The sequence below is a fragment of the Algoriphagus kandeliae genome (genome assembly GCF_004571135.1).
Lineage (GTDB): Bacteria > Bacteroidota > Bacteroidia > Cytophagales > Cyclobacteriaceae > Algoriphagus > Algoriphagus kandeliae.
The window spans coordinates 272,381-299,357 of record NZ_SPSB01000003.1; the positions used below are offsets into that span (position 1 = coordinate 272,381).

Consider the following 26,977-nt stretch of genomic DNA (forward strand, 5'->3'; position numbering starts at 1 on the left):
AGCTTCCAACTTCGACTTAATTTAGCTATCATTTTAAAAATCATGACTCATCAGGAAGCTAAGAAACGGATCGCCGAACTAACCAAAGAAATCAACTACCACAATCACCTTTACTATCAGGAAAGCCGAATCGAAATCTCTGACTTTGAATTCGATCAATTGCTGGAGGAACTGATCCGTTTGGAGACGGAATTCCCAGATCTTTTAGACCCTGATAGTCCAAGTCAACGAGTAGGCGGAACGATCACGAAGGAATTCAAAACCGTCGTTCATGAATATAAAATGCTTTCTCTTGGAAACACCTATACCATCGAAGAGCTACAGGCTTTTGATGAGCGGGTCGAAAAAGGATTGGGGTCAACTGATTATGAATATTTCTGCGAACTCAAATTCGATGGAGTAGCCATCAGCCTAGTGTATGAGGATGGAAAATTAGTTCGCGCAGTAACTCGCGGTGATGGAACCAAAGGGGATGATGTCACAGCCAATGTTCGGACTATCCAAAACATCCCATTGACAGTTTCCGGAAAACACGTTCCAAAGAAATTTGAAGTAAGAGGGGAAATTTTCCTTCCAATCCGGGAGTTTGAAAAAATAAATGCAGAACGGGAAAAGAAAGGGGAAGCTTTACTAGCCAATCCTCGGAATGCAGCTTCCGGAACGCTTAAAATGCAAGATAGCAGCATTGTTGCCAAGCGCCGACTGAACTGCTGCCTCTATCAACTTCTTGGTGAAGATTTGGGAATTAAAACCCACTCTGAAGCCATTCATTTGATTGAAAGTTGGGGTTTTAATGTCTCCCAAACTTATCAGAAAGCAAAAAACCTAAATCAGGTACTTGAATATATTGAGAAATGGCGAGAAGGACGCCATCACCTTCCCATGGAAACGGATGGAGTGGTCCTCAAAATCAACGACTACGATCAGCGGGAAGAATTGGGATTTACAGCCAAAAACCCTCGCTGGGCCATTGCCTATAAATACAAAGCCGAAAGTGCAGAGACCGAATTACTTTCTATCACCTATCAGGTAGGAAGAACCGGGGCTATTACGCCAGTTGCTAATCTCTTACCAGTCAGCCTAGCTGGAACGACAGTAAAGCGGGCATCCCTTCACAATGCAAACGAGATTCAAAGACTTGGAATCTATGAAGGTGATACCCTTTTTGTTGAGAAGGGCGGTGAAATCATACCAAAAATCACCGGCGTGGATGTAAGCATGAGAAAAGCTCATGCTAAACCTATACATTACATCGATTCCTGTCCAGAATGTGGCACCAAACTGGTAAGAAAAGAGGGTGAGGCAAAACACTTTTGCCCAAATGCCGAAACTTGTCCTCCACAGATTCTGGGACGAATTGAGCATTTTGTTTCAAAGCGAGCCATGGATATTGACTCCTTAGGTACAGAGCGAATTCGGGCTTTGATCGATCAGGATTTTATAAAAAATTACGCTGACATCTATGACCTAGAATCCAAGGAAAAGGAACTGCTTGGATTGGAAATGAGTCATGACCAATACGAAAAAGAGGAAAGCGGCTTGCTTTACATAACCCTAGAAAAAGCCCTTTTCGCACTTACAGAACAGATTTCATTCAAACAAATTCAGGATTTCTTGCAGGAAGCTGCCGAGCTCCCACTTTTTGAGACATTAAAAGCCTTCCAAGAAAAAATCAGGAAATGGAAAAAGAAAGTACCTTCCAATGTGGGGATGGTGGAGCTGCTGATCAATACCCTCAAGGATCATCATGAGCTTCCGAAAATGGAAGATTATGTGCCTGTAGCTGTTGTTTTGGACATATTCCTAGGAAGACTTGTTGAGTTTTCAGATTTATTAAAAGCTAGCAAGAAGGAAGGCACTATTCATGGAATCATCCTTCGGCTTGATTTGGATTTGCCAAATGAATTGCGGGAGCGAATCAAAAAGCTAAAAGCCAATACCTTCCAAGAAGGAGTCATTTCCAATATGCTAGATGGAATCAAAGCATCTAAAGAACAGCCTTTTGAAAAGGTTCTTTTTGCACTAGGAATCCGAAATATTGGTGAAAATACAGCCCAACTCCTAGCTCGTCATTTTGGAAGTATAGAAAAGCTGCAAGATGCAAGTGCCGAACAGCTATTGGAAATCAATGGCGTCGGAGACATCCTAGTTCAGAGTATTCAGGACTTTTTTGAAAATTCAGAAAACCAAAACCTGATTCAAAGGCTTAAAAACCATGGACTGCACTTTGAGATTCAGGAAGACTTAAACGTCGTAAAAAGCCAGGTTTTAGCAGGAAAGCGAATTTTGGCATCCGGTAAACTCCAAAACTTCAAGCGAGATGAAATTGTGGATTTTGTTCAAGCACATGGAGGCCAATACATTTCTTCCGTTTCCAAAAACCTAGACTTTATCATCGAAGGGGAAGGCATGGGGCCAAGCAAAAAAGAGAAAGCTGAAAAGCTTGGAATTCCAATGATTTCTGAGGAAGAGTTTTTGGATATGGTGGGTTCGACTTCATAAAATATTATCTAAAAATATAAGCGAAATTGGCTTGGCCTTTCACCAATAATTGGACGGAAAGTCATAGCCATCTCTTCAAAAATTCAAAGATCCCTACCCTATTTTTGACGATCGGTCCATTCAAAATGCAGAAGACCTTATCTTTGCACCTCGAATCTGAATGCGAACCATGAAAAATTTCTACGGCACAGGTGTTGCTTTAATTACTCCATTTTCGGAGGATGGAAATATTGACTTTCAAGCCTTAGCAAAATTGATTGAGCATTGCATAGAAGGGGGAGTGGATTACTTGGTTGTTCTTGGAACAACAGGGGAAGTAGCTACTCTTTCTAAGGAAGAAAAAAAGCAAGTGCTTCAAGAAGCAATTTCAATAAATAAGGGACGAGTTCCGCTAGTCTATGGATTAGGTGGAAATAACACTCAGGCAATTTTGGACGAAATCAGGCAGACCAATTTCGAAGGTATCGACGCCATTCTTTCTGTCAGTCCATACTATAACAAACCCTCCCAAGCAGGAATTATCGCCCATTACCAAACCATAGCAGAGGCTTGCCCCGTCCCTGTAATTCTCTATAATGTCCCGGGAAGAACTTCTTCCAATCTTTCTGTAAAAACTACTCTGACCCTTGCTAATCATCCGAATATTATCGGAATCAAGGAAGCCTCGGGAGATTTGACCCAATGCATGGAAATTGCGTCACGAAAACCCCATGACTTTTTGTTGATTTCGGGTGATGACATGCTCACAGTACCTATGGAAAGCATCGGGGGTGTTGGTGTCATTTCAGTTTTAGCCAATGCTTACCCTGAAATTTTCAAAAAGCTAACCAAAGGAACTCCTGAAGAAAAGAAAAAAGCAACTCTTTCACTTCTCGAAATCAATCCTCTCATGTATGCTGAAGGAAATCCAGTGGGACTTAAATTTCTTTTGAAAGAGATTGGTATTTGTGGTGACCAAGTCCGATTACCGCTAGTAAAGGCAACCACTGAACTTCAACAATTGATCAAAAAAGCTCATCAAGCTATCTAAAAACGCATGCAAAATGCACTCTCCATTTCCGAGCTAGGACACCTCATTAAATCCACTTTGGAAAATGAGCTGAATCCAACTTATTGGGTAATTGGAGAGATCGCAGATTTCCGCGTGGCTGCTCAAGGTCACGCTTATTTCGAACTAGTCGAAAAGCAGGGTAGTCAGGTTTTGGCCAAAATGCGCAGCAATTGCTGGCAATTCACCTATCGAACCATTGCTTCTCGATTTGAAAGTTTGACTGGAACCGGCATCAAAAACGGAATGAAAGTTTTGGCTCAAGTCCAAGTCACTTTTCATCCTGTTTATGGCTTTAGCCTGAATGTAAAGGACATTGACGCATCTTTTTCATTAGGAGAAAGAGCAAGAATCCGGCAGGAAACAATAGACAGATTAACCAAAGAAGGCCTACTTCGACTCAATACCAACCGGCCGCTACCCACTGTAATTCAGCGGATTGGAATCATTTCAAGTGCAACAGCAGCTGGATATGGGGATTTTGTCAATCAGTTGGAGAAAAATCAATACGGCTACAAAATTTATCATCGTCTCTTTCCGTCCCTAATGCAGGGGAATGAAGCTGTTTCAAGCCTGATTGCAGCTATCGAAAAAGCCGAGAATTTTAAAAAAGCACTAGGCTTGGAAGCTTTGGTAATTATTCGGGGAGGAGGCGCACAACTGGACCTGGATTGCTTCGATGATTATCGATTAGCCGTAAAAATTGCGAATTGCGACCTTCCAGTTTTAACTGGAATAGGCCACGAACGGGATGAGACAGTAGCCGATTTAGTGGCACACTCCAAACTCAAAACCCCGACTGCCGTTGCGGAATTTATTTTGTCAAGTTTTCGGATTTTTGAAGACAATATCCTTTTGCTTGCGAATAAAATTGATCGAATTACGAATCAGTATCTCAAGCTCGCTCACAATCAAATCGAGGGGGTAAGCCATCGAGTTCAGGCAATTATGTTCGGCCAACTTCGCCTCGAAAAAGAAAAAGTAGAGCATCAAAAAAGTAGATTAGGCCGGGCTTCTTTGGGACAGATTGGACATCAAAAAGATTTTTTGGCGAATCTTCAAAAAGGAATCTCCTCCTTTTCTTCACAACAAATCCGTTCTGAAAATCAACAGCTTTCCAGTCTGGAAAAAATGCTACAGCAATTGGACCCGAAGGCGATTTTAAAACGTGGATATTCCCGTACAGAAATTGGAGGCAAACCTATCCAACTCGCCGATCCCAAGGTCGGAGACCAAATTACAACGATCACTTCCAATCAGCGTATTGAAAGTACCATCAACAAAATCGAAAAAGAGAAATAAGATGAAATACAACGAAGCTATAGAACGACTTGAACTCATTCTTAGTCAATTGGAAGAGGGAAAGAAAAGTGTAGATGAACTTTCGGACTTGGTAAAAGAAGCTGCAGACCTAGTCAAATTCTGCAAGGAAAAACTCAAAAACACAGAAGAAGAAATTCAAAAAGCTTTTGATGAAGAGCAAGGATAAAATTTCTTTTCTTCCACAATAATCCAAAAGGATTAAAGTTTAAACCTTTGTAAATCAAGCGTTGGCACATTTGTTGTCAACTTCACAAGCGTTCAAATCTCACCTAAGGGGTTGATTTCCATGAGTTCTATTATAAAATTTTCAGCGTTAGTATTCTTTTTGACTTTTCCTGTATTGGCAAAAGCTCAGAACTTTTATCGGGAGCGAATTTCACGAGACAATATCTTCTCCATCGGTATAGGTCCTTCCTTTGCCTATCTTGACAATGGAGGTCAATACCGAGATTTAAATTTTGAAATCAAACCTGCTATTTCGGCTTCGCTTACAAAAAAAATGACTCCTGCATTAGACCTTAGGGCTACTTTGGGGGTGCAGTTTATCAGTAGTGGTGGAGATCCTAGTACGCAAATCCGTGATATGTGGTATGCAAATTTTGCCTCCTTTACAGCAAAAGGCCCTGCCTATTATTTTGATGTAATTCCAAGCATTAACCTCATCCCTTTTTCCAACCATATGCACCGGTCTCGCTTCAATATTTATGGAGGAGTTGGATTAGGAATTATGCATGTGATGACTGAAAAAACCAAATCGTTTAGCCCAGAAGAAACTCCCACCAAGCATCAAATCACAACAGGTTATGTTCCCGTTCGGGCAGGCTTGAGCTATAGCATTGGTCCTTATTCAGACATTGCCGGCGAAGGCACCATGTTATGGACTTTTTCAGACAATCTAGATGGAAATGTGGGTTTTAACCGATTTGGTGATCATCTTTTCCAAGCTCAAATCGTATTCAGACGATATTTCAGGCCAAAGGACTTGGAATAAATCAAGTTTCTAACTTGCTGTCTCTCTCTTGGGAAGCACTTGCAGGTACTTCCTAGGAATATTAATGAGCATATTTTGATAGATTCCAGGGATTCGAATCACGAAATAATCCTTGTTTCCCTTCTCTATACATTCCCCGACCATATTTTGAAGCGGGCCACCCATTACCTGAACTTGTTCCCCTGGTTCGATCTCTCCCCCATCGGTTTCCACAGCAACACCCGTTTCTACTACTCGTCGGATTTTGTCCAAATCCTCTTCCCGAACCGTCGCATGATTGCCTGAAAAATGAACGAACTTCACGGAACCGGGAACTTGAAGACATTCCCAAAGTTGATTTCGATGCGTTTTAACAAAGACATAACCATTGAAAAGAGGTCGTTCCACTTTTTTCTTTCGATCTGACCATTGCCGAAGTTCAGTAACAAGTGGCAAATAAACTTCCCATCCTTTTTCTCTTAATCTGGTAGCTACTTTCTTCTCAGAGCGTGATGCCGTGTACATCACATACCATTTCAATTCAGTCATCTCTTCCGTTTTCTTTTGGGTTTACAAAAATACAAAATCCTCCACTCCTCATCGAAGGATTAGCTGTCGAAATGAATCAAATAACCACAATTAGATTCTTGCTTGATAGGTATACAATTGAAAATACCTTCCTTGTATTGAAATCAAATCTTCATGCTTACCCCGCTCAACTATTCTTCCCTGCTCGATCACCAAAATCTGATCAGCCTGTCTAATAGTACTCAATCTATGAGCAATAACGAAAGTCGTCCTTCCCTTCATTAATTCCTTCAAACTAGCCTGAATCAAAGTCTCCGACTCCGTATCCAAATTAGAAGTAGCCTCATCCAAAATCAGGATCTTCGGGTCAGCCAAAATAGCCCTAGCAATGGCAATTCGCTGTCGCTGACCGCCTGATAGCTTCACACCTCTCTCTCCAATCAAGGTATCTAATCCATCTTCAAATCGATCTGTAAACTCACCCACATGCGCAGCTTTTACTGCTGCAAGTAGCTGCTCCTCTGTGGCATCTGGTCTTGGAAAAAGAATGTTTTCGCGAATTGTTCCCTCAAAAAGAAAATCATCCTGGAGAACTACCCCTAATCGGGATCGATACGATTCCAAAGTGATTTTATTTAAATCATTCCCATCCAAAGTGATTTTACCCGAATCTGGCGACAGAAAACTGGCGGCTAACCCAGCAATGGTTGTCTTCCCTGAACCAGAAGTTCCTACCAATGCAGTAACTGAACCTGCAGGAGCTTCAAAACTCACTTCTTGGACCACTTCCTTTCCTTCTTCATAAGCAAATGAAACTTGATCAAATCGAATATCTCCCCGGAATTCTTTCAACTCAATAGTTCGCTTTTTATCATCCGATTCAAGCGGAGCATTCATGATTTCCTCGGTACGGTCTAAACCAGCAAAAGCTTCGGTCAATTGAGAACCGATATTGGACATCTGAACAATCGGAGCAATCATAAAACCCAGATACAGGGTAAATGCCAAAAAGTCTCCAAAGGTCATTTTACCTTCCATAATCATCCAACCGCCAATCCCCATAATCCCTGCAGAGGCAAGCCCCAATAGCAAAGTTCCTGCTGAGGTCACAAAAGAGGTGGCAGTCAAACTTGCTTTGACATTTTGAAAAAGTTGATCCACTCCTTTTTCGAAAGTTTTAATTTCTTGGGCTTCTGCATTGAAGCCTTTGATTACTCGAATTCCACCCAAAGTTTCGGTCAACCTGCCTGTCACTTGAGCATTGATTTTTCCTCTTTCACGGAAAATAGGCCTAATTTTTCCGAAAGCCTTCAAGGAAACTAAACCAAAAACAGCGACTGGAACCAGTACATAAAGTGTCATCATTGGGGAAATACTGATCAACAAAACCAGGGAAATAACTGCTGTCAGTACGCCACCTATCATCTGTGCAAAGCCAGTTCCTACCAAATTCCGAACCCCTTCCACATCGCTCATGATTCGGGACACTAATTCCCCTGTTTTGGTATTATCAAAAAACCGAATAGGTAGGCGGATGATGTGACTTTGAACTTGTGAGCGGAGCTTAGCAATCAAATTCTGAGCTTCAACTGACAAAATCTGTGTCAAAGCATAGGATGTGACAGATTGAATTACAATTGCTGCAACAACTATCAAGATCAGCCACTTAAGTAAATTCAAATCACTGGAAGGAATCACATCATCAATCAAATACTTACTAGCCCCAGGCAAAACCAACCCTGAAAGTCGGCTAATTAGAATTAAAACCAAGCCTAATAAAAGTTGCTTGCGTCTTGGCCAAACTATCGTCACAAAGACCTTTTGGATGCTGACCTTTTTTTCATGTTGTTTTTTCATAAGAGTGGAAAAGTAACCTAGAGATGGAAATTCTAGTTCAAATTCAGATTAATTCTTTGAAATAGTATCTATTTAAATCCTCCCCTTTTATTGGAGGAAAACTTCAAATTGAATTTAAAAACAAAAAAAGCTGCCTCGATCAGGAGACAGCTTTCGAATTAGAGTTCGTCAATTTTTATTTTGTACGTGGTAATACGTTTGAAATCAAGGATACTTTTTCAATCGGTTCAGAAGCATTGGAGTAAATCCTCACCACTGAGTTTTGCTTACCCATTTTTCCTGCTGAATTGAAGGAAACTTCAATTTTTGCTGTACTTCCTGGAGCAACTGGCTCTTTTGGCCAGCTAGGAACTGTACAGCCACAAGTAGCAGCCACGTTAGAAATTACTAAAGGAGCATCGCCAGTATTGGTGAATTCAAAGGTGTGGGAGACCTTTGCGCCTTGAACGATATCTCCAAAATCGATAGATTTTTCTTTGAAAGTGAGTACAGGTCCTGATTGTGCTTGAGCCTGAAAGGCTACTAATACAATCAAAGCGCTTAATAATATTCCTAGTTTTTTCATGGTATGGTAGGTTTAATATTTCAAATATTCAATTTTCAATAACTCATTCAAAATTCAGACCAAGGTTCTGAATCTAGCTTTTAACTCTTAAGCAAAGAATACGGATTGAAAGTTCAAAAGATACAATTCTTCCTTTGCCCTTGTGACTGCAGTATATAGCCAGCGTATGTAATCACGGTCGATTTGCTCATCTGGAAGATAACCTTGATCTACAAAAACCGCATCCCATTGCCCCCCTTGAGCTTTATGGCAAGTAAGGGCATAGGCAAATTTGATTTGTAAGGCATTGAGATAAGGATCTTTCCGGATCAATTCCATTCGCTCATTTTTATTGGCAACATCCTCATAATCCATAGAAACCTGATCATACAAGCTTCTGTATTGTTCTCTGGTTAATGACGGAGATGGAGAATATAAGGTATCCAACAATACTTTTGCCTCAAATTGAGGTTCGTCAGGATAATCCAACAAACGCAGTTCAAGTGTGGCAAAACGGAATCCGTACAACTCTTCAAAACTTCGGATTTTCATAATTTCAACCATATCACCATTGGCCAAAAAACTAACCCGATCCGAATCAGCCATGTAGGTATAATTATTTTTAACAATCATCAGAAGATCACCCGTATCGATTTCATTTTCATAAAAATGGATCATCCTACGGATGTACTGATTATATTGCACCGCATTCTTATTCGACCGAGTAACTATCACCGTATTTTCCGCTCCATATTTATCATATGCATACCGGAGACCGTCCTCCAATCGCTCCCCAGTCATCCGATAAATATCCGGAAAACCAGAAGTTCGGAGTTTTATTGAAGGATTATCAACTTGAAGTAACTGACGAAGTTGGGTGGCATTGAATAAAATCCCGGATTCTACCCGTTGACGCATCACCTCCGTTAATTCCAACTGATCTGCTGAAAGCCTAAACTGACGCAATAAGTAGCCCGATTCCAAAGCAGGACTATATGTGCTCCCCACAGGAGGCAGCTGAGCAGTATCACCCACCAACAACAACCGATTTCCAGTTCCACTAAAAATAAAGCGAATTAAATCCCCCAATAAATTACCGGACATCCCCCCATCATCTGAAAGCATGGATGATTCATCGACAATAAATAAGGTGTCTTTGAAATAGTTTTTTTGAAGTATAAAACCCATACCCATCCCAGACACTTCCTCCTTGGGCTTGTAAATAATCTTATGAATGGTAAAAGCAGATCGATTACTATAATTACTCATAACTTTTGCTGCTCTACCTGTGGGAGCAAGCAACAAAGACCTCATATTGAAATGGGGCAACACTTTTACCAATGCAGAAATAAGGCTCGTTTTTCCGGTACCTGCATACCCTCTCAAGACAAACGTGGGCTTTTCCTTTTCAGGAAGCAGCAGAAAATCATCCATTTTTTGGAAAAACTGGGCTTGCCCTTTAGTTGGCTCAAAGGGGAAATATTTTGAAAAAAACCGGGAAGGCTTTAAATCTGCCTGAGTATCTTTACCCATAGAGACGAAGGTACATGACAACAGACAAAATCGGGAAGCAAATCGAATCAAAATTCGGAAATCGACTCCGGACACGGGTAAATGGAATTTTAATTCAAGATGATCGGCTATTAATGGTTAGACACTTAATGGGGGATCAGCAGGAATTTTGGTCTGTACCGGGAGGTGGAATGCGGTTTGGTTCAGATGCCGGTTCCAACTTGAAGCGGGAATTCATGGAAGAAACCGGATTGGAAATTTCAGTAGGGGACTTTTTGTTTGTTCATGAATTTCTCGAACCTCCCCTTCATGCCATTGAATTATTCTTCAAAGTAAACCTTCAAGGAGGGGAATTGACATTAGGTCATGACCCGGAATTGGAAGGATTACAGCAAATAATCACCGATATCCAATGGCTAAGCTTACCGCAAATCCAAAAAATTCCTAAAAAATCCCTTCATCAGGTATTTTGGGCAATTAATTCCTTTGAAGATATAGGATTGTGGAAAGGATATTTTAATTTTGAAAATAAATACCTAAAATAGCACGGTTTAAAAACACCATCAACCTTACCTAGATTTTAAAATTCTAACTAAAATGAATCTAACCAAAGTACTTTCCTTCGTCTTCTTGCTAGCAGCATTAGGTCTCGGATATCTCCTATGGAAAGGAGTTGACGACGTAGTTGAAGAAGAAAAAAGAATCGCACTTATCGAAGCAGCTATTATCGAAAAACTTCAAATGCTTCGAGATGCTCAACTAGCTTATGAAGCTTCCAATGGAAAATATGCCTCTACATGGGACAGCTTGAAAACATTTATTCAAGAAGGTGAAATCTGGTTGATCCAGCGAACTGAAACCACCAAATTGTTGGATTATGGTAAGGAAGAGACGACTGTTACTTTCGACACCTTGGGTTCTGTTCCAGTGATTGATTCCCTATTCAACGAAAGAAAATATCCTGACTTCAATTTGGAGGCTTTAGCCGTTGTTCCAGGTTCAGGAGGTAAAGTATTCGAATTCTTCGCAGACAAAATTGAGCGAAACAGCTATGAGGTTAACGTATTTGAGATCCGTGACCCAGCTCCAATCAACCCTGAAAGAAGATTGAATAATAACGAAAAAGCATTGCGAGTAGGATCCAGAACTGACGCTTCTACTGAAGGTAACTGGAAATAATCCAAGCAATTTTGGAAACCACTTTGAAAGTTTTTAAGAGTGATAAGTTTGATGTGGAAGACACGGCGAGCTTATCACTTTTTTTATATCCCGAATTTTTAGCGGTCTTTGCCAAAGACCAAAATCAAGCGAATACCGGAATTCATTTTTACCCAGATTTTGAGTGGGATAAATTGGATAAACTCATTATCTCCGATCCACTCTTGAAAAATGATGTACCGGTAAGAGTTTATGTACATCAACCTGGATTCAGTTTGGTGCCAGGAGTTTTATTTGCTCCGGAGAATGAAAGAAAATACTTGGAGTTTGTACAGGATTTACCTCCCCAAGCCCATTTTTTCCACACTCCATTGGATAGCAATAATCTCCAGATCGTTTCATTTGTTGACGAAAAGCTCAAGAAATCTCTTCAGGCTCGATTTTCTGAAATCAGTTTTTATCATGGAGCTTGCTCTTTCCTCTCCTATTTATTCAAGGAGCGATTTAATCTGATCGGACAGGAGATCTTGGTTAATATCTTCGGAAGAAAAATGTACTTAGCTGCATTTACAGATCAAGAGCTAAGCGCATTTAACATGTTTGATATTCCTTCAGATGAGGATTTTCTAAAGTACATCCTGATAATGATCAAACAGATGAAATATTCTGCCAAGCATGTCAGAGTCACGATTTATGGACTTCCCCAAAAGTCTTCCATCACAGAGGATTGGGCAAAAGAGTATTTTCATCATGTCCGGATTTTAACTCCGCACGCCAATCAAAATTATTCGCATGGGTTCAAACGAATCAAAGACCTTGGTCTGTTTGAAGTTTCATGGCAATATCTATAAGCATGAAAAAAGTAGCCATTTTCCCAGGGACCTTTGACCCTTTTACCATGGGGCATCACGACATCGTGGAGCGAAGTTTGAATTTATTCGATGAGGTGATTATTGGAATCGGCTATAATTCCACCAAAAAGAACAGGTACTTTGACATCGACATGATGGTTGGAAAAATCGAATCAGTTTACGCTGATAATTCCAGAGTCAAAGTGATTGTTTACAATGAGCTTACCTCCACACTTGCCAAAAAACATGGAGCAGGCTTTTTGATTCGAGGCCTGAGAAATACCACGGATTTTGAATACGAAAACACCATTTCTCAGATGAACCGGTATTTAAATGAGGATTTGGAAACCGTGTTTCTAATCACTTCCCCTCAATACGCTGCAATTAGCTCCACCGTTATCCGAGAGGTTCATCGATATGGAGGAGATGTCAACGAGTTTCTTCCTTACCCGATTTAATTTTCTTTGTTTTTTGCCTATCCGCAGGGTTAAAATAAGATTTTAAGACCTGCTTAAATAACCATCGCATAGAAGGGTAAGAATTGATTAATGCAGTCTTAGCTTCAGGAACTCTGAACCACCGAATATCATCGATTCCTTCTTCTAACTGAGGAGCCATTTTTCGATCATTGGTACAGTCCATGGCGTACCAATAGGTCTTCTTCAAGATACTTTTTCGGTCTTGCATATAAGTATGCCAGGTATTACAGATATGCTTTCCTAAGCGTACCTCAATAGCGCACTCCTCTTCTACTTCACGGACTGCGCAAGAGGCTGGCGTCTCCCCTTTATCAAACTTCCCTTTAGGAAAATCCCATTTCCCCAGGCGATGGATCAATAGAACTTGCTCATCCTTCATCACTACTCCACCAGCCGCTTTAATGATAAAAAACCGGCTCTTGATAAAATCACGAAGTTCCTTTTTGGAATTTGTTACCAAAGTTATCGAATCCAGTTCCCGTAACTTTCTGGTTCGTAACTGATAGAGAATCCGAATCACTAAATCAAAAGAAGGCTCGTGAAATAACAAATCATCGATCCATTCCGAAGCCGGCGGTAATTCATTTGGGTCTTTGAAAACACTATCAAACTCTTTGGTCTTCGGTAATTCATCATAGCTGATCAGATCCAAAGGCTTATCGTTGATAAAAATTCGCATGGAGAGCTATTTTCTATTTATGAGTTTGGTCAGGATTGTGTCAAAAATGCATAAAATTTTCCCCCACTCCAATAAGAAGATGGAGCCTATCCCTTATTTTTGAGATATGGAAATCATATCCTCAGAAATCGCTGCTGAAGTAGCTGATCAACTACTCCAAATCGAAGCAATAAGACTACAACCCAAGCAACCTTTCACGTGGGCTTCAGGATGGAAATCACCGATTTATTGCGACAATAGACTTTCTCTATCTTTTCCGAAAGTCAGAAATCTGATCCGCGACTCTTTGACCCGTGCCATCCAACACTGCTTCCCCGAAGTAGAGGCCATCGCTGGTGTTGCCACAGCAGGAATTCCTCAAGGAGCTCTTTTGGCTAACGAGCTAGAACTTCCATTTCTCTATGTTCGCTCCAAACCAAAAGGTCATGGTATGGAAAATATGATCGAAGGTAAAATCGTAAAAGGGCAAAAAGTAGTCGTTGTAGAAGATTTGGTATCTACGGGAGGAAGTTCCTTAAAAGCTGTAGAAGATCTTCGAAAAGCAGGATTTGAGGTTTTGGGGATGGTAGCCATCTTTAGTTATGGTTTTCCTATTGCAGATGAAAATTTCGAAAAAGCTGGCGTACGTTTAGCTGTTCTTTCCCATTATGAGGCATTACTTCCACGAGCCGTTCAGAAAAAATATATCGATGACGAAGCTCTAAAATCACTAGAAGTCTGGCGGGAAAATCCTTCCCAATGGAATCCTTAAAAAATTAAAGCCGAGAATCTCGGCTTTTTTTATGTTTAGAAATTAAAGAGTTACTTCTGGAAGAGACCAATGGAAGCCCCCACCCAGTCCTTGTCTTTGTTATACTTCACTCCGATCATTTCTCCTCGACTTAATCTGGCTAAGTTCCCCAACAAAGTTGGTGACTCATCCTCTTCCGGCCAAAGAGCAAAAATTCGAACCTCCACTTTAACACCTCCATTTGGAGCTTGAATCACGGGTGCATAATTCACCTTTTTCTGAAGTATAAATTGATCCGGATACTTCAAATTCTCAATATCAGAAGGCTTCACATTAAAAATCACTCCAGCTCCCGAGAAAGAAAAAAGTGATTTGAGCACATAATTTTCCAAATCCTGAGGAACTTCTTTCAATTCACTCATTAAGGTAGTATCAATAAAGTAAGGACTATTCAAATAAGGTAGAATGAATTTGGAAACCCGGGTGTACCAATTGGGATGTCCGGCCCATTCCACATCCAAATCATCCAAAAAGCTAAAATTCATTTTCAAATCAGGTCGAGAATTCAGCTCATCGAAAATCACTCGATTATAAATTCGCCTAATCTGAATTTTATTTCCTTTAGAATCCCTGTAAAACAATTTTTTTCCTTCTTTTTCAATCTCTGTTATACAGCAAACAGGAATTCCTAAGTCACGTCGACAATAATAGAAATCGATCTTGGTGTTTTGATTTTCAGGTTCAATTTCCAAAAGCACCACTTCTTCTGGTTTGTATTTCCCTAAAATTGTCCTTTTGAGTAATTCCAAATAATTCTTCTCCTCATACCCATTAAGATAAGGGGTGAAATTTTCCAAGAAAGGATAAACAGACCGAAGCTTTTGGAATAGATTATACTGAAAATTAAAAACCGTAGGGAAACCTTGGACTTCAATTAATTTGGGTAATAAAACTCCGTCTTCTTCACAAATCCCAAAGTCAATTGCCAAAAATTGGGAATGCGAATCCTCATTTGGCACCTCTGTATTCAGATCAAGTGCTCGTTGAGTCAGTTGTTTAAAATCCGGCCTTTTTAGAAAAGAAATCAATTCCTCACAGGCTTCTAAAAGTTGGGATTTAAGTCTATCTGAAATAAAAAAAGGTGTTTCGGCAATCCGGAATGCAGGAAGAAAATCAAAATCCTTTTGAATACTCTGTAAAAGCTCTTGATATTTTTCCTGCGAAAAAGCAGCATTAAATTGCTCGCGGACAGATGATATCATAACAACTAAATCAAAGCTTTAGACTTTTTTTGACTTCGAACATGATTGACACTTTGCCGGAGAAAATTAGGAATCAACTCCTCATTAGTCCGATAAATTTTATCCTCATCCACCAAATCTTCCAACATGGTTCGGAATTTAGCCTTGCCCTTTAATTCGATGATTTTATCTCGAACTTCATGTTTTTTCAAATGTGCCAAAAAAGAAACAGGATCTGCTTCTGGATGGAATTGTGTACCAACAATTTCATTGGTGAATCGAATCCCCATGATTGCCCGTTCATACTCCACATGGTTTCTGATTTTTTCCAAGGCAATAATTTTTGCCCCCAAAAGGTTGAATTTTCGCTTATGAGGCTGAACAACTTGATAATCCCGGCTATCTACTGCCCAAAAAGGATTATCTAGATTTTGGAAAAGTGGATCAACCATTCCATCAGAGGTTTTGTGAATTGTCATCACTCCGAAGGAGGTTGATTTACGTTTGGTAATTTCCCCTAGCCCAAAATGCTTACATGCCATTTGAAAAGAATGACAAATCAACAGCAAATATTTCTTAACTGAATGGTTTTGATTCCAAATCCAGATTTGGTCCAAAAAATCAAAGTATTTGATATCCCAATCTCCATTTCCTTCAAGAGGATTACCAGGTCCTCCAGTAGAAATATAGAGGTCAAAATCAGTAACTTCCGGGAGCTCTGATTTGCCCCTGACATCAAAAACCTTATAGGAAATATCATGATGAAATCTGCCCAAAATATCCTGAATGCAGCGCATTCCTTGATTAGGCTCCCCATCATACATATCCAATATGGCCAACTGAATCTTAGACTTTCCCACAACGACTGATTTTAGGCCTCAAAGGTACGGGAATTCCTTAAATCCCTTCGGTAAATTTACTGGTGATAAAATCGACAACTTTGGTCAAATCTTGGGTCTCCTCGAAAACTTTTAATTGCTGATCAGCACCAGTTCCGTTCTTTAAAATCTGATGCACATAATTAACTTCTTCCCGGCTTCCTAATTCGTCTACTACATCATCTATAAATTCCAAAAGCTCCATAATTAAATCCACTGTCGGGACTTCTTGTTTTTTTCCAAAGTCGATCAATTTCCCTTCAATTCCATTTCGAGCTGCACGGAATTTATTCTCTCTAATCAGTGCTATTCGGTAGACATTATACGAGATGTTGTTCATGATCAATTTATACAACTTAGCAACAACTGCCTGAATCAAGGCCACGATACAAATGGTCTCCTCTACCGTCAGGCACATATCACAAATTCGAAATTCAATTGTGCTGAAGAATGGATGCATGCGAAGATCCCACCAGATTTTCTTTGGATTATCGATGCAATTTGTCTTCACCAGAGTCTCCAAAAAATTATCATAAGATTGAACAGAATCGAAGTACTCTGGCAATCCTGTGCGGGGAAACTTCGCGAAAATCTTTGCTCTGAAGGCTTTAAATCCGGTATTTCTTCCTTCCCAAAAAGGTGAATTGGTAGTTAGAGCATAGATATGGGGGAGAAAATAGCAGGCCTGATTCATAACTTGCAATGCCACTTCTCTGCTCTCTATCCCGACATGGACATGCAGGCCAAAAATAAGATTGGAACGCGCAATATCCTTCAATTCATCTACAATGGTATGATATCGGGGATCATCTGTAATCTCCTGATCCTGCCATTTGGAGAAAGGATGAGTACTGGAAGCTCCAACAATCAACCCTTGTTGGGCTGCAAGCTCAGAAATCTTATTTCGTAAAAAGGCAACTTCTTTACGAGCTTCTTGGACATTTTGACAAATATTTGTCCCCACCTCCACCACCGATTGGTGCATTTCGGCTTTAACCTGCTCCCGAAGCTGAATTTTTCCCCCATCTACTATTTTGGACATATGCGATCGTAGATCCCGAGTCGTCGGATCAATGATCTGATATTCCTCCTCTACCCCAATCGTAAATTGAGGCAATTTCTTGATGACTGCGCACATAAAAAGTGAATTATTATCCTAAAAACGATTGGTTGCTTCTACCGCACCTCTCATAAATGTTCCCCAGGTCAAATTCATTTTTCCTGGCTTTTGAGCTTTTGCGTAGCGAATTGCCATATTTGCAGCTTCTTCTACTACCCATTCGAAATTCTCCTGACCAACAGAATTCACATCCGCATCAGGAGCGGGATTTCCAAAATCTATCGCATAAGGTATCCCATCTCGAACCGCAAACTCGACGGTATTGAAATCATAGCCCAATCCCTTGCAAAGCGTCAGGGTGTATTCCTTTACTTTTGCCAAAAGCTTTTTGGAAGCCGGAGCCCTATCTACCACATATCGAAGGTGGTGAGGATTTCGAGGTTCATATTCCATGATTCGAACGGCCTTTCCACCCAAGCAATACACTCTGAAATATTCATCAAAGACAATTTCTTCCTGAAGCAACATGACCAATTGGCCGGTTTCGGGATGTTTTTGGAAAAACTCCTCTTTGTTTTCGAGTCTATAAACATTCTTCCAGCCTCCACCTGCATAAGGTTTCATATAAGCAGGGAATCCTATGTAATCGAAAATCCCTTCCCAATCCAAAGGAGCAACTAGATTTCGAAAGGATTTAGAAGTCGTATCCGTCGGATGCTCGGCTGATGGAAGGATGACTGTTTTTGGTAAAGGAACTCCCAGCTGATCGGCCAGACAGTTATTAAAAAACTTATCATCAGCACTCCACCAAAAAGGGTTATTGATTACCGCAGTTCCAGTCAAAGCAGCATTTTTTAAATAGGCGCGATAAAAAGGAACATCCTGTGATATTCGGTCGATAATCACTGCATATTCTGTCAATTGATTTTGGATGACTTTATCAATTTTCACCGCTTCCGCTACGATTCCCTTTCCTGCTTTTTGATTTACCCGGTCAATAAAAGCCTGAGGAAAGGTGTCTTCCATACCGAAAAGTATTCCGATCTTTTTCATTTTTGAATACAATTAAAATATCTAATCAAACTTAATTCTACTTAAATAATGGGGGAACATCTCCTTCCAAACATCCCAATCATGCACACGATTTTGGCGAACGTCCAACCAATGCGGTACTTGTTTTTGATTGAGGACATGGGATAATTTTAAATTGGCATCGTAGCAAATATCCCAGTTGGAAGTACCCAAAACGATATCCATTTTCCATAGTTCATGATCATTTAACCCCGGGAGATATTCCAAAGGGCTGTTGTAATAAATGTCATCATGAGAGTAGCCATCCATAAAACTTCTTATATCAAAGGCACCTGACATGGAAAACATATGACTGACATAGCCAGGATGTCGAAAGGCAAAATTGGCGGCATGATACCCTCCAAAGCTGCAGCCTGCTACGACAACCTTTGCCATGGAGGTATTTAGCCGAATCCGCTCAACCAACTCATGGCAAATCATTTTGTCATAAGCTACATGATTTTGGATTCGCTGATGAGGATGAACATTTTTATTGTAAAAGCTTTGCGCATCATTACTCTCAGGGCAATAAATCTGAATTAATCCTTGCTCGATATACCAATGCGCTGAGCCTATCAAGCCCATATCCTTATTTTCATGGAAAGAACCCTTGGAAGTAGGAAAAACCACGACGGGATAACCTGCATGACCAAATACCAACATTTGCACATCCCGCTGTAGATGGGGAGAGTACCATTTAAAATATTCCTCTTTCATAAAATTTTTGAAATGCTTCCTATTCGGTAAGCAAAAGAAAAACTATTCAAAATATCTTGAAATGCAAAGCTTATATTTTCAGTAGTTGGAAATAAAAATTGGATAGTTCCTCAAGAGGAGGAAGAAGTCGAAATCTTTCCTGAAAAATAATACCTCCAAACTCCCACAATTAACACTAAAACCATCACACCTACAGTTAACCATTTAAGGGTTGTAAAGCCGGAAGCGAGAAGTGTCAAAAGCCGGTTGGGTTCGGGGAACAATTTTAAAATTCTTAGCACTATCAAGTTTTCAAACAAATCGAAAGCTGCCACCAAAAAAGGAAGGGTAATCAAAGTTTGAGATCTCCAAAAACGATAAAGGATTCCTGCAAAAAACAAACTATACACTATCATGTATGGAAAATCCAATGCCCAAATTCCAAACCGATAGAATTTTCTGGTATCCAAATCCATTTCGGAAAGAGATTGGTAGGCTTCTGAAAACGTATAGGCAAACTTCAAATCCAAAGCGTGATCCTTTGGCATAAAGAATGAAAGAGAGAGATTGAGCGCTACTAATAGGAAAAATAGAGCAATCAAAATCTTCTTGTCTGAGACAAAATCAACAATAGCTTTCATAAAAAAATGAGTTGAAAAACGGTTACGAATTTACTAAAAGTCAACGACTTAGGAAAGCCAAGGTTTCAAGAAATCTATTTTCCTTGAAACCATTTTGAATACATGGGATAATTTCTTGCTGTCCGGAGAATCACTTCTTCCATTTCTGGCCCAATATCCTTGACTTTTTTCGCAGGCATCCCTGCATAGATAGAATTCGGCTCTACTACAGTATTCGCCAAAACCACCGCACCTGCAGCTATTACTGCTCCTGAATGAACCACTGCTCCATCCATCACAATCGCTCCCATACCAATTAAAACCCGGTCGTGGATGGTACAACCATGTACAATCGCATTATGTGCGATGGATACTTGATTACCTATGTAAGTTCCCGCTTTCTTGTAAGTACAATGAATGACTGCTCCATCTTGGATATTGGTTTGGTTACCTATTCGAATCTCATTGACATCTCCTCGGATTACGGCATTGAACCAAACGGTACAATCATCCCCCATCACCACATCTCCTACGACCGTGGCATTTGGAGCCAGCCAACAAGACTCTCCAAAAACTGGTTTTTTACCGTTTATTTCCATGGTTAAGGCCTCTTTCATACTTGCAATGATTTGTGAAAAACAAATTTTAATTTTTTTTCTGACTTATAAACTTTTTATAGAAATTTGCGTTCTGTGTCTATACATTAATTAGGAAACTAAATCTAAAACAACTATGAAATTTATTGCTAAATCAGGCCTATTTGTAGCTGCAACCCTTTTGATGGTTGCTTGTGGTGCGCCAAGCGAAACAGTTGAAACTACTGAAGCGCAAGAAGTAGCTCAGGCTACTGGTCAAACACTTACCTTGGATCCAAATGCCACTACTATTTCTTGGGCAGGATACAAGCCAGCAGGAAAGCACTTTGGTAAAATCCCTGCTACCACAGGCACTCTTTCTGTCAATGGAGAGGAAATCACTGGTGGTTCTTTCACCTTTGATATCACAGGATTGAAGATTGAAGACTTGGAAGAAGGATCTGAAAACTACGGAAAGCTTTGGGGTCACCTTCAGTCCCCTGATTTCTTTGACGCTGAAAATCACCCAACTGCTACTTTTGAAATCACCGGTGTGGAAGTATTCAATGCTGAAGATGTGATTACTGACAAAGAAGAATTTTTAACAGAATTCACTCCTGCTTCCAACAGCGAACTTACTCCTGAAGCTCCTACTCATTGGATCAGCGGTAACTTGACCATGAGAGGAACCACCAAAAACATCAAGTTCCCTGCTGCTGTTTCTATCGAAAATGGAATCGTAACTGCTAAGGCTGGATTCAACATCGACAGAACTGCATGGGGTCTTTCTTACGGAGACGAAGCTAATGCAGTTGACAAAGCAAAAGACCAGTTCATCTATAACACTGTTTCTTTGCAACTGGATGTAAAAGCTAACTAATACCTACTAAACCAACGAATAGAAGGGGAATTCTCAGGAATTCCCTTTTCTGTTTTATATTGGTTAGTCATGGATTCCAATTCACATTCCGAAGCCAAAACCCGAAAAATCATTCATGTAGACATGGATGCATTTTACGCCTCCGTGGAGCAATTGGATCATCCGAAATGGCAAGGAAAACCCCTGGTAGTTGGGGGAAATGCAGCCCGAGGAGTAGTAGCTGCGGCAAGTTATGAAGCCAGGAAATTTGGCATTCACTCGGCCATGTCCTCCGTCTTAGCAGCCAGAAAATGTCCCCAATTAATTTTTGCAAGACCCCGATTTGATCGCTACAAAGAGCTCTCAAATCAAATCCGGGAAATATTCTACGAGTACACCGATTTAGTGGAACCTCTCTCTTTAGATGAAGCGTTTTTAGATGTAACTGAAAATAAAAAAGGTCTTAAATCTGCCATCTTAATAGCTCGACAGATTCGTGCTAAAATCAAAGAGAAAACAGGCTTAAACGCTTCTGCAGGAGTTTCTTACAATAAATTTCTTGCAAAAACCGCTTCGGATCTGAATAAACCTAATGGGCAGGCGGTCATTTTGCCTCAAGATGCAGAGGCTTTTTTGGAGAAACTACCCATCCGGAAATTTTTTGGAATCGGAAAAGTGACTGCTGAAAAGATGGAAAAACTCGGGATCTTCAATGGAAGAGATCTCAAAGAATATTCCCTGCAGTTCTTGACAAAAAAATTCGGAAAATCCGGTTTGCACTACTATAACATCGTTCGGGGAATCCACCTTTCTGAAGTTCAGCCTAACCGTATCCGAAAATCTTTAAGCGCAGAAAACACCTTTGAAAAAGACCTGATCACTCCCATAGATTTGGAAGAAAATCTCCATCCTATATTCGAAGAAGTCATTCGAAGGGTAAAGAAAACGGGTATCAAAGGCAGGACCATCACCTTAAAAATCAAATATTCCGATTTTACAATCCAAACACGTAGTAAAACGTTGGAACAATATCCAAATGATGAAACCATCTGGGAAGTAGGCCTTGAACTTTTAAACCAAGAAGAAGTCCCAAAACCTGTCCGGCTGCTTGGATTAGGACTTTCTAACTTGAACATCACCGAAGAGCAAATTCATTTTGGGGAGCAGTTGAGGATTCCATTTGAGCATTCCTGAAAATAGCTAAGAATAAACTGAATAATCCCTGCCATTTTGTCCGATTTTTAGTAATTTCGCATCCTGAAAAAATCAAATTAAATGGATCAACTGATCAAAGACATTGATATTATTTCTGGAGAGGAAGCGCAGGCGGTAGATTATAAAACCACCCCTGAGGAAAACACCGGAAAAACCAAAAAGATATATATCGAAAGCTACGGCTGCCAGATGAATTTTTCGGATTCGGAAATAGTAGCTTCCATCATGAAGGAAAACGGTTATGATACAACCGCCGATTTCCAGCAAGCAGACGTGGTTTTTTTGAATACCTGTTCCATCAGGGAAAAGGCGGAACAAACCGTCCGAAATCGCCTGAACCATTTTAATGCTGTCAAAAAGAATAAGCCAGAAATGACCATTGGCGTCTTGGGCTGCATGGCAGAACGATTGAAAGATAAACTTTTGGAAGAGGAAAAAATCGTCGACGTAGTCGTAGGACCTGACGCTTATCGCGATCTTCCAAATCTTGTGAATGCTGCGGAAGATGGGCGAAAAGGAGTTAATACTTTCCTTTCCAGAGAAGAAACTTACGCAGACATCGCTCCAGTACGACTTAATTCTAATGGAGTTACCGCATTTATCTCCATCATGAGGGGATGCGACAATATGTGTTCTTTCTGTGTGGTTCCTTTCACCAGAGGTAGGGAAAGAAGCCGTGATCCTCATTCCATCGTAGCTGAAGCAAGGGATTTATTCGAAAGAGGATACAGGGAAGTGACGCTTTTGGGTCAAAATGTAGACTCCTATAAATGGTCCCCTGAGGAAAACAATAAAGCTAGATTGAATAAGAAAGAGGAAGAGGTTAGTGAAGTAGTAAACTTTGCGAATTTGCTGGAAATGGTAGCTCAGGTGAATCCTTTGCTACGAGTACGATTTTCTACCTCCCACCCAAAAGATATTACAGATGAGGTGCTTTACACCATGAAAAAATATGACAACATCTGTAAGTATATTCACCTTCCTGTACAATCAGGAAACTCTCGGGTTTTGGAATTGATGAACAGAACCTACGACCGGGAATGGTATCTCGATCGAGTAAAAGCCATTCGTGAGATCTTAGGAGAAGAGTGCGGGATTTCTTCCGATATGATTGCCGGTTTCTGTACAGAAACTGAAGAAGAACACAAGGACACTTTGACTTTGATGGATATTGTCAAATATGACTTCTCCTACATGTTCTACTATTCAGAGCGTCCGGGAACTTTGGCAGCCAAAAAATATACAGATGATATTCCTTTGGATGTCAAAAAACGCAGGCTAAATGAAATCATCGAAAAGCAAACCCAGCTTTCTCTAGAGCGTAATAAACTGGATATTGGACAAGAGCAAATCATCTTGATCGAAGGAACCTCCAAAAAATCAGAATTCGAATTGAAAGGACGAAATTCTGCCAACAAGGTGGTCATCGTACCTTCAGAAGGATTGAAAATCGGAGATTATGTGAAAGTAAAAATCAAGGATTGCACTGCTGCTACCCTATTTGGGGAAGTTCTAGAAATTAATCCAGCCTTAGCATGATCACTCCTTCAGAAATACAAAGTGTCAAGCAGCGGTTCGGTATCATAGGAAACAGCCCGCTTCTGAATCATGCGATTCAAGTTGCGATGCAAGCTGCACCTACCGATATGACCGTTTTGATTACAGGTGAAAGTGGAAGTGGAAAGGAAAGTTTTTCCAAAATCATCCATTCCCTTTCCCTTCGAAAACACGGCAAATTCATCGCCATTAACTGTGGAGCGATACCTGAAGGAACCATAGATTCAGAGCTTTTTGGACACGAAAAAGGCTCTTTTACGGGCGCTCACGAAGCCCGGAAAGGGTATTTTGAAGTAACAGATGGAGGATCAATTTTCCTAGATGAAATCGGAGAAATGCCTTTGGGAACTCAAGCACGCCTTCTTCGAGTGCTAGAAAATGGGGAATTCATTAAGGTAGGTTCTTCTAAAGTCCAAAAAACCAATGTCCGTGTAATCGCCGCAACCAATGTCAATTTAATTCGGGCAGTAGAAAAGGGGAAATTTCGCGAGGATTTGTATTATCGATTGAATACAGTTCCCATTTTCGTACCTCCCCTCCGGGAGAGAGGCGAAGATGTAGTCCTGCTATTCCGAAAATTCACCTCAGATTTTTCTGAAAAATACCGAGTAAAACCGATTTCCTTAGATCCTGATGCACAGGCTTTGTTGATGCGCTATCCATTCCCTGGGAATATTAGACAATTAAAAAATATTGCCGAGCAGGTTTCACTTTTGGAGCAGGAAGGAGAGGTAAACGCCCAGACACTTTCCAAGTATTTGCCAACAGATAACAGTAGGCTTCCTATGCCGATTCCTACCGGAACGCAAGGTGGTGAATCCATGGATTTTTCTGAGCGTGATCTCCTTTACAAAGTCCTTTTTGACATGAAAAAGGACATGAATGAGTTGAAAAAATTGGTCTTAGACACTTACAAAAGTGGTGGCTTAAGCCAAAGCATCATCCAAAAGCACAGTGAACTTTTTGAGGATATGGACACGGGAATTCCGGTGAAAGAACCGAAAGAAAGCAGTCCAAGCTATCCATTACCTTTGGTTTTGGATTCTCAAAAAAGCAGCAATGGAAGTGCGCCTGAATATGAAGATGAGGCAATCGAAGACATCATGCATGAAGAAGATGACAATTCCCTTTCTTTAGAAAAAAAGGAGAAGGAAATGATTGTCAAGGCACTTCGTAAGCATAATAACAAGCGGAAATATGCTGCCAATGATTTAGGAATTTCCGAGCGAACCCTTTACAGAAAGATCAAACAATATGGCATTGATCAATAGATTTTTCACGTTTCTACTGATAGTAGTTTTGGGTTTGTTATTGAATAGCTGTTCGGTAAGCTACAGCTTTACAGGTACCAATATTAACTATGAAGAGGTTCAAACTTTTTCGGTAGAAAACTTTTTCAATGATTCGGGAGGTGGTCCTGCCAATATGGAGCAAAGATTCACGGAATCCCTAAAAGAATTTTATCAGCGAAACACCCAATTGGAATTGGTTCGGACAAATGGGGATTTACAATTTGCCGGAGCTATCAAGCGCTATACTTTGACTCCTCAGGCTGTCGTATCTAGTGGAAATCCTAATTTACCCGACCGAGCCGGTCAGATGCGGCTGACGATTTCAGTAGAAGTAGAATACATCAATCAAACCAATGAGGAGGAAAATTTAAAACAAAGCTTCTCCTTTTTCCAGGATTATGATCCACGAACCACTACCCTTCTAGATGTCGAGGACCGCTTAATTGAGGAAATTTTCAAGAATATCATTCAAGATATTTTCACAGCTACGGTGGCAAATTGGTAAAATCCCTATATTGAAAAAAAACTTGAAGTGAACGCCAATCAATTCAAAGACATCCTCAATAGGGCCGATAAACTTGAAAAATCGGATGTTTTGCTACTTCGCAAAATCCAGGAGAATTTCCCTTATTTCCAAATTCCACATGTGCTGATCTCCCGGTATGAAATTCAAAAGTCACCCGAAAAAAAGTCGGATTCCTTGAGTTGGGCAGCTATTACTAGTCCAGATAGAGTTTGGCTGAGAGGCTTGATTGAAAAGCAGGAAGCGATTCAGGAAACCAAGCCGACTGTGGACATTCTGCCTGAAAAACCAAAAGAAAAGCTTGATCTAGCGGACCGTACCGCGAGCTTAGTACAATTGGATGAGAAGCTTAAAAAGAAAACTGATAACTCCCCACAAAAGGAAGAAAAACCGAAATCCAAAACCCGGAAAAAGCGTGCAAGTTCAGACGATCTAATCGAATCAATCAAGAAGAAGGAAAAGAAGAAAATCTTGGACTCCAAAAAGCAGGAGCAGATTGATTTGATCAAGGCATTCAGTAAAAAAGACATCAAATTGGCTACAATTCGTGAAATCGAAGCGAATCAAAACAATGAAAATCTGGCTGAAAGCAGCACTAAAATAAAGGATGAACTCATTACAGAATCCTTTGCCAAATTATTGATCAAGCAAGGTAAAAAAGAAAAAGCGCTTCAAATTTATAAGAAATTGAGTTTGATGTTTCCAGAGAAATCAGCTTACTTTGCGGACTTAATTGAAAACCTGAAAAATACCGACTAATTATATGTTTACTTTCTTGATTTCCGTAATTCTGATTTTGGCCATTCTTTTAATCTTGGTCATTTTAGGACAAAATTCTAAAGGTGGCGTAGGTGCAGCTTTTGGAGGTAGTGCTTCTCAAATCATGGGAGTAACACGAACAGGAAATGTCTTGGAAAAAGCCACTTGGGTTTTGGCTATTTCTATTTTGGTATTGTCTTTGGCATCTTCTGCATTCTACAGCACTCCAGAGGCAAATCAATTTCAGTCTCCTAACATTGAGAGTGCAAAGCAGCAAGTGGTAGCTCCTGCATTTGGAGATCAGGAATCTCAAAGCATTTTACCTACCGAAGAATCTACCCCTGATTCCACAGAGAATCAATAATTAAGAGTTTTAATCAATTTTAATGAAGTCCGTCTTTCTAAAGGCGGACTTTTTTTGTACTTTGCTTGAAAGCGTTTTTTCAGCGG

General features: G+C 40.3%; 29 protein-coding genes. 17 read left to right on the forward strand and 12 right to left on the reverse strand.

All coding sequences use genetic code 11. From position 1 onward, the window contains the following. Positions 1–42: 42 nt before the first annotated feature. The 5 genes from ligA to E4S40_RS09845 all read left to right on the forward strand — a co-directional run bounded on the left by ligA (position 43) and on the right by E4S40_RS09845 (position 5,864). On the forward strand, positions 43–2,502 hold the full coding sequence (gene ligA, locus E4S40_RS09825; protein WP_135073544.1) for an NAD-dependent DNA ligase LigA: 2,460 nt from the start codon (positions 43–45) through the stop codon (positions 2,500–2,502). Positions 2,503–2,671: 169 nt separating this feature from the next. Beyond that, complete coding sequence (gene dapA, locus E4S40_RS09830; RefSeq protein WP_135073546.1) at positions 2,672–3,532, forward strand: 4-hydroxy-tetrahydrodipicolinate synthase; 861 nt, start codon at positions 2,672–2,674, stop codon at positions 3,530–3,532. A gap of 6 nt (positions 3,533–3,538) precedes the next feature. Continuing rightward, positions 3,539–4,852: an exodeoxyribonuclease VII large subunit gene (gene xseA, locus E4S40_RS09835; RefSeq protein WP_135073548.1), complete on the forward strand. Its 1,314-nt coding sequence runs from the start codon at positions 3,539–3,541 to the stop codon at positions 4,850–4,852. A gap of 1 nt (position 4,853) precedes the next feature. Next, a complete protein-coding gene (gene xseB / locus E4S40_RS09840) occupies positions 4,854–5,039 on the forward strand; it encodes an exodeoxyribonuclease VII small subunit (RefSeq protein ID WP_135073550.1) in 186 nt (61 codons plus the stop codon). A 120-nt stretch (positions 5,040–5,159) separates the two neighbouring features. Next, positions 5,160–5,864 (forward strand): hypothetical protein, encoded by a 705-nt coding sequence (locus E4S40_RS09845; RefSeq protein WP_135073552.1) that lies wholly within the window; start codon positions 5,160–5,162, stop codon positions 5,862–5,864. 9 nt (positions 5,865–5,873) lie between these two features. Here the strand turns inward: E4S40_RS09845 and E4S40_RS09850 are convergent, their stop codons facing one another. The 4 genes from E4S40_RS09850 to E4S40_RS09865 all read right to left on the reverse strand — a co-directional run bounded on the left by E4S40_RS09850 (position 5,874) and on the right by E4S40_RS09865 (position 10,305). After that, positions 5,874–6,392 carry a UpxY family transcription antiterminator gene (locus E4S40_RS09850; RefSeq protein WP_135073553.1) on the reverse strand — a complete coding sequence of 173 codons (519 nt, stop codon included), beginning with the start codon at positions 6,390–6,392 and terminating at the stop codon, positions 5,874–5,876. A gap of 90 nt (positions 6,393–6,482) precedes the next feature. Next, positions 6,483–8,228: an ABC transporter ATP-binding protein gene (locus tag E4S40_RS09855; protein ID WP_135073555.1), complete on the reverse strand. Its 1,746-nt coding sequence runs from the start codon at positions 8,226–8,228 to the stop codon at positions 6,483–6,485. Between the two features lie 175 nt (positions 8,229–8,403). Continuing rightward, positions 8,404–8,793: a DUF1573 domain-containing protein gene (locus E4S40_RS09860; protein ID WP_135073556.1), complete on the reverse strand. Its 390-nt coding sequence runs from the start codon at positions 8,791–8,793 to the stop codon at positions 8,404–8,406. 87 nt (positions 8,794–8,880) lie between these two features. Continuing rightward, entirely contained in the window at positions 8,881–10,305 is a 1,425-nt protein-coding gene (locus E4S40_RS09865) for an ATP-dependent DNA helicase (RefSeq protein ID WP_135073558.1), read from the reverse strand. A 14-nt stretch (positions 10,306–10,319) separates the two neighbouring features. Between E4S40_RS09865 and E4S40_RS09870 the strand changes: the two genes are divergently transcribed. Genes E4S40_RS09870 through coaD form a run of 4 tightly spaced genes read left to right on the forward strand, consistent with a single transcriptional unit; the run spans position 10,320 to position 12,751 of the window. After that, complete coding sequence (locus tag E4S40_RS09870) at positions 10,320–10,829, forward strand: NUDIX domain-containing protein (RefSeq protein WP_135073560.1); 510 nt, start codon at positions 10,320–10,322, stop codon at positions 10,827–10,829. A gap of 52 nt (positions 10,830–10,881) precedes the next feature. After that, positions 10,882–11,463, forward strand: a complete 582-nt coding sequence (locus tag E4S40_RS09875) for a hypothetical protein (protein WP_135073562.1) — start codon at positions 10,882–10,884, stop codon at positions 11,461–11,463. A 23-nt stretch (positions 11,464–11,486) separates the two neighbouring features. Further along, positions 11,487–12,293 (forward strand): DUF3822 family protein, encoded by an 807-nt coding sequence (locus E4S40_RS09880; RefSeq protein ID WP_161971791.1) that lies wholly within the window; start codon positions 11,487–11,489, stop codon positions 12,291–12,293. Between the two features lie 2 nt (positions 12,294–12,295). Then, positions 12,296–12,751, forward strand: a complete 456-nt coding sequence (gene coaD, locus E4S40_RS09885; RefSeq protein WP_135073566.1) for a pantetheine-phosphate adenylyltransferase — start codon at positions 12,296–12,298, stop codon at positions 12,749–12,751. Here the strand turns inward: coaD and E4S40_RS09890 are convergent. Beyond that, on the reverse strand, positions 12,723–13,451 hold the full coding sequence (locus E4S40_RS09890; RefSeq protein WP_135073568.1) for an NUDIX hydrolase: 729 nt from the start codon (positions 13,449–13,451) through the stop codon (positions 12,723–12,725). The genes coaD and E4S40_RS09890 overlap by 29 nt on opposite strands. A 106-nt stretch (positions 13,452–13,557) precedes the next feature. On the opposite strand from E4S40_RS09890, the gene pyrE reads away from it, so the two are divergent. Further along, a complete protein-coding gene (gene pyrE, locus E4S40_RS09895) occupies positions 13,558–14,202 on the forward strand; it encodes an orotate phosphoribosyltransferase (protein ID WP_290426999.1) in 645 nt (214 codons plus the stop codon). Between the two features lie 50 nt (positions 14,203–14,252). Here the strand turns inward: pyrE and E4S40_RS09900 are convergent, their stop codons facing one another. The 7 genes from E4S40_RS09900 to E4S40_RS09930 form a co-directional block, all read right to left on the reverse strand. Beyond that, positions 14,253–15,443 (reverse strand): hypothetical protein, encoded by a 1,191-nt coding sequence (locus tag E4S40_RS09900; RefSeq protein WP_135073570.1) that lies wholly within the window; start codon positions 15,441–15,443, stop codon positions 14,253–14,255. A gap of 5 nt (positions 15,444–15,448) precedes the next feature. After that, entirely contained in the window at positions 15,449–16,246 is a 798-nt protein-coding gene (locus E4S40_RS09905; RefSeq protein ID WP_135074442.1) for a type 1 glutamine amidotransferase, read from the reverse strand. A 73-nt stretch (positions 16,247–16,319) separates the two neighbouring features. Further along, positions 16,320–17,438 (reverse strand): carboxylate-amine ligase, encoded by a 1,119-nt coding sequence (locus E4S40_RS09910; protein WP_237563165.1) that lies wholly within the window; start codon positions 17,436–17,438, stop codon positions 16,320–16,322. A gap of 18 nt (positions 17,439–17,456) precedes the next feature. After that, on the reverse strand, positions 17,457–18,413 hold the full coding sequence (locus tag E4S40_RS09915) for an ATP-grasp domain-containing protein (protein ID WP_135073572.1): 957 nt from the start codon (positions 18,411–18,413) through the stop codon (positions 17,457–17,459). A 21-nt stretch (positions 18,414–18,434) separates the two neighbouring features. Further along, complete coding sequence (locus E4S40_RS09920; RefSeq protein WP_135073574.1) at positions 18,435–19,148, reverse strand: esterase family protein; 714 nt, start codon at positions 19,146–19,148, stop codon at positions 18,435–18,437. Between the two features lie 110 nt (positions 19,149–19,258). Beyond that, entirely contained in the window at positions 19,259–19,768 is a 510-nt protein-coding gene (locus E4S40_RS09925; RefSeq protein WP_135073576.1) for a hypothetical protein, read from the reverse strand. A gap of 74 nt (positions 19,769–19,842) precedes the next feature. Beyond that, a complete protein-coding gene (locus E4S40_RS09930) occupies positions 19,843–20,364 on the reverse strand; it encodes a gamma carbonic anhydrase family protein (RefSeq protein ID WP_237563166.1) in 522 nt (173 codons plus the stop codon). A gap of 115 nt (positions 20,365–20,479) precedes the next feature. Here E4S40_RS09930 and E4S40_RS09935 point away from each other — a divergent pair, with 115 nt between their 5' ends. The 7 genes from E4S40_RS09935 to secG all read left to right on the forward strand — a co-directional run bounded on the left by E4S40_RS09935 (position 20,480) and on the right by secG (position 26,891). Then, on the forward strand, positions 20,480–21,202 hold the full coding sequence (locus E4S40_RS09935) for a YceI family protein (RefSeq protein WP_135073578.1): 723 nt from the start codon (positions 20,480–20,482) through the stop codon (positions 21,200–21,202). Between the two features lie 69 nt (positions 21,203–21,271). Beyond that, entirely contained in the window at positions 21,272–22,375 is a 1,104-nt protein-coding gene (dinB, locus tag E4S40_RS09940; protein WP_135073580.1) for a DNA polymerase IV, read from the forward strand. A gap of 81 nt (positions 22,376–22,456) precedes the next feature. Next, positions 22,457–23,935, forward strand: coding sequence for a tRNA (N6-isopentenyl adenosine(37)-C2)-methylthiotransferase MiaB (gene miaB, locus E4S40_RS09945; protein WP_135073582.1), 1,479 nt, complete (start codon positions 22,457–22,459; stop codon positions 23,933–23,935). After that, a complete protein-coding gene (locus E4S40_RS09950) occupies positions 23,932–25,224 on the forward strand; it encodes a sigma-54 interaction domain-containing protein (protein WP_135073584.1) in 1,293 nt (430 codons plus the stop codon). The genes miaB and E4S40_RS09950 overlap by 4 nt, the downstream gene beginning before the upstream one ends. Then, the gene (gene lptE, locus E4S40_RS09955; protein ID WP_135073586.1) at positions 25,208–25,750 is read left to right on the forward strand and encodes an LPS assembly lipoprotein LptE; all 543 of its coding nucleotides are present in this window, start codon (positions 25,208–25,210) and stop codon (positions 25,748–25,750) included. Before E4S40_RS09950 ends, lptE begins: the two co-directional genes overlap by 17 nt. Before the next feature lie 27 nt (positions 25,751–25,777). Next, positions 25,778–26,527: a hypothetical protein gene (locus E4S40_RS09960; RefSeq protein WP_135073588.1), complete on the forward strand. Its 750-nt coding sequence runs from the start codon at positions 25,778–25,780 to the stop codon at positions 26,525–26,527. Between the two features lie 4 nt (positions 26,528–26,531). Continuing rightward, complete coding sequence (secG, locus tag E4S40_RS09965) at positions 26,532–26,891, forward strand: preprotein translocase subunit SecG (RefSeq protein WP_135073590.1); 360 nt, start codon at positions 26,532–26,534, stop codon at positions 26,889–26,891. Positions 26,892–26,977 lie beyond the last annotated feature (86 nt).

Excerpts from the sequence above, each read along its gene's own strand:
- ligA (WP_135073544.1), top strand. The coding sequence starts at position 43 with ATGACTCATCAGGAAGCTAAGAAACGGATCGCCGAACTAACCAAAGAA.
- dapA (WP_135073546.1), top strand. The coding sequence starts at position 2,672 with ATGAAAAATTTCTACGGCACAGGTGTTGCTTTAATTACTCCATTTTCG.
- xseA (WP_135073548.1), top strand. The coding sequence starts at position 3,539 with ATGCAAAATGCACTCTCCATTTCCGAGCTAGGACACCTCATTAAATCC.
- xseB (WP_135073550.1), top strand. The coding sequence starts at position 4,854 with ATGAAATACAACGAAGCTATAGAACGACTTGAACTCATTCTTAGTCAA.
- E4S40_RS09845 (WP_135073552.1), top strand. The coding sequence starts at position 5,160 with ATGAGTTCTATTATAAAATTTTCAGCGTTAGTATTCTTTTTGACTTTT.
- E4S40_RS09850 (WP_135073553.1), bottom strand. The coding sequence starts at position 6,392 with ATGACTGAATTGAAATGGTATGTGATGTACACGGCATCACGCTCTGAG.
- E4S40_RS09855 (WP_135073555.1), bottom strand. The coding sequence starts at position 8,228 with ATGAAAAAACAACATGAAAAAAAGGTCAGCATCCAAAAGGTCTTTGTG.
- E4S40_RS09860 (WP_135073556.1), bottom strand. The coding sequence starts at position 8,793 with ATGAAAAAACTAGGAATATTATTAAGCGCTTTGATTGTATTAGTAGCC.
- E4S40_RS09865 (WP_135073558.1), bottom strand. The coding sequence starts at position 10,305 with ATGGGTAAAGATACTCAGGCAGATTTAAAGCCTTCCCGGTTTTTTTCA.
- E4S40_RS09870 (WP_135073560.1), top strand. The coding sequence starts at position 10,320 with ATGACAACAGACAAAATCGGGAAGCAAATCGAATCAAAATTCGGAAAT.
- E4S40_RS09875 (WP_135073562.1), top strand. The coding sequence starts at position 10,882 with ATGAATCTAACCAAAGTACTTTCCTTCGTCTTCTTGCTAGCAGCATTA.
- coaD (WP_135073566.1), top strand. The coding sequence starts at position 12,296 with ATGAAAAAAGTAGCCATTTTCCCAGGGACCTTTGACCCTTTTACCATG.
- E4S40_RS09890 (WP_135073568.1), bottom strand. The coding sequence starts at position 13,451 with ATGCGAATTTTTATCAACGATAAGCCTTTGGATCTGATCAGCTATGAT.
- pyrE (WP_290426999.1), top strand. The coding sequence starts at position 13,558 with ATGGAAATCATATCCTCAGAAATCGCTGCTGAAGTAGCTGATCAACTA.
- E4S40_RS09900 (WP_135073570.1), bottom strand. The coding sequence starts at position 15,443 with ATGATATCATCTGTCCGCGAGCAATTTAATGCTGCTTTTTCGCAGGAA.
- E4S40_RS09905 (WP_135074442.1), bottom strand. The coding sequence starts at position 16,246 with ATGTATGATGGGGAGCCTAATCAAGGAATGCGCTGCATTCAGGATATT.
- E4S40_RS09910 (WP_237563165.1), bottom strand. The coding sequence starts at position 17,438 with ATGTGCGCAGTCATCAAGAAATTGCCTCAATTTACGATTGGGGTAGAG.
- E4S40_RS09915 (WP_135073572.1), bottom strand. The coding sequence starts at position 18,413 with ATGAAAAAGATCGGAATACTTTTCGGTATGGAAGACACCTTTCCTCAG.
- E4S40_RS09920 (WP_135073574.1), bottom strand. The coding sequence starts at position 19,148 with ATGAAAGAGGAATATTTTAAATGGTACTCTCCCCATCTACAGCGGGAT.
- E4S40_RS09925 (WP_135073576.1), bottom strand. The coding sequence starts at position 19,768 with ATGAAAGCTATTGTTGATTTTGTCTCAGACAAGAAGATTTTGATTGCT.
- E4S40_RS09930 (WP_237563166.1), bottom strand. The coding sequence starts at position 20,364 with ATGAAAGAGGCCTTAACCATGGAAATAAACGGTAAAAAACCAGTTTTT.
- E4S40_RS09935 (WP_135073578.1), top strand. The coding sequence starts at position 20,480 with ATGAAATTTATTGCTAAATCAGGCCTATTTGTAGCTGCAACCCTTTTG.
- dinB (WP_135073580.1), top strand. The coding sequence starts at position 21,272 with ATGGATTCCAATTCACATTCCGAAGCCAAAACCCGAAAAATCATTCAT.
- miaB (WP_135073582.1), top strand. The coding sequence starts at position 22,457 with ATGGATCAACTGATCAAAGACATTGATATTATTTCTGGAGAGGAAGCG.
- E4S40_RS09950 (WP_135073584.1), top strand. The coding sequence starts at position 23,932 with ATGATCACTCCTTCAGAAATACAAAGTGTCAAGCAGCGGTTCGGTATC.
- lptE (WP_135073586.1), top strand. The coding sequence starts at position 25,208 with ATGGCATTGATCAATAGATTTTTCACGTTTCTACTGATAGTAGTTTTG.
- secG (WP_135073590.1), top strand. The coding sequence starts at position 26,532 with ATGTTTACTTTCTTGATTTCCGTAATTCTGATTTTGGCCATTCTTTTA.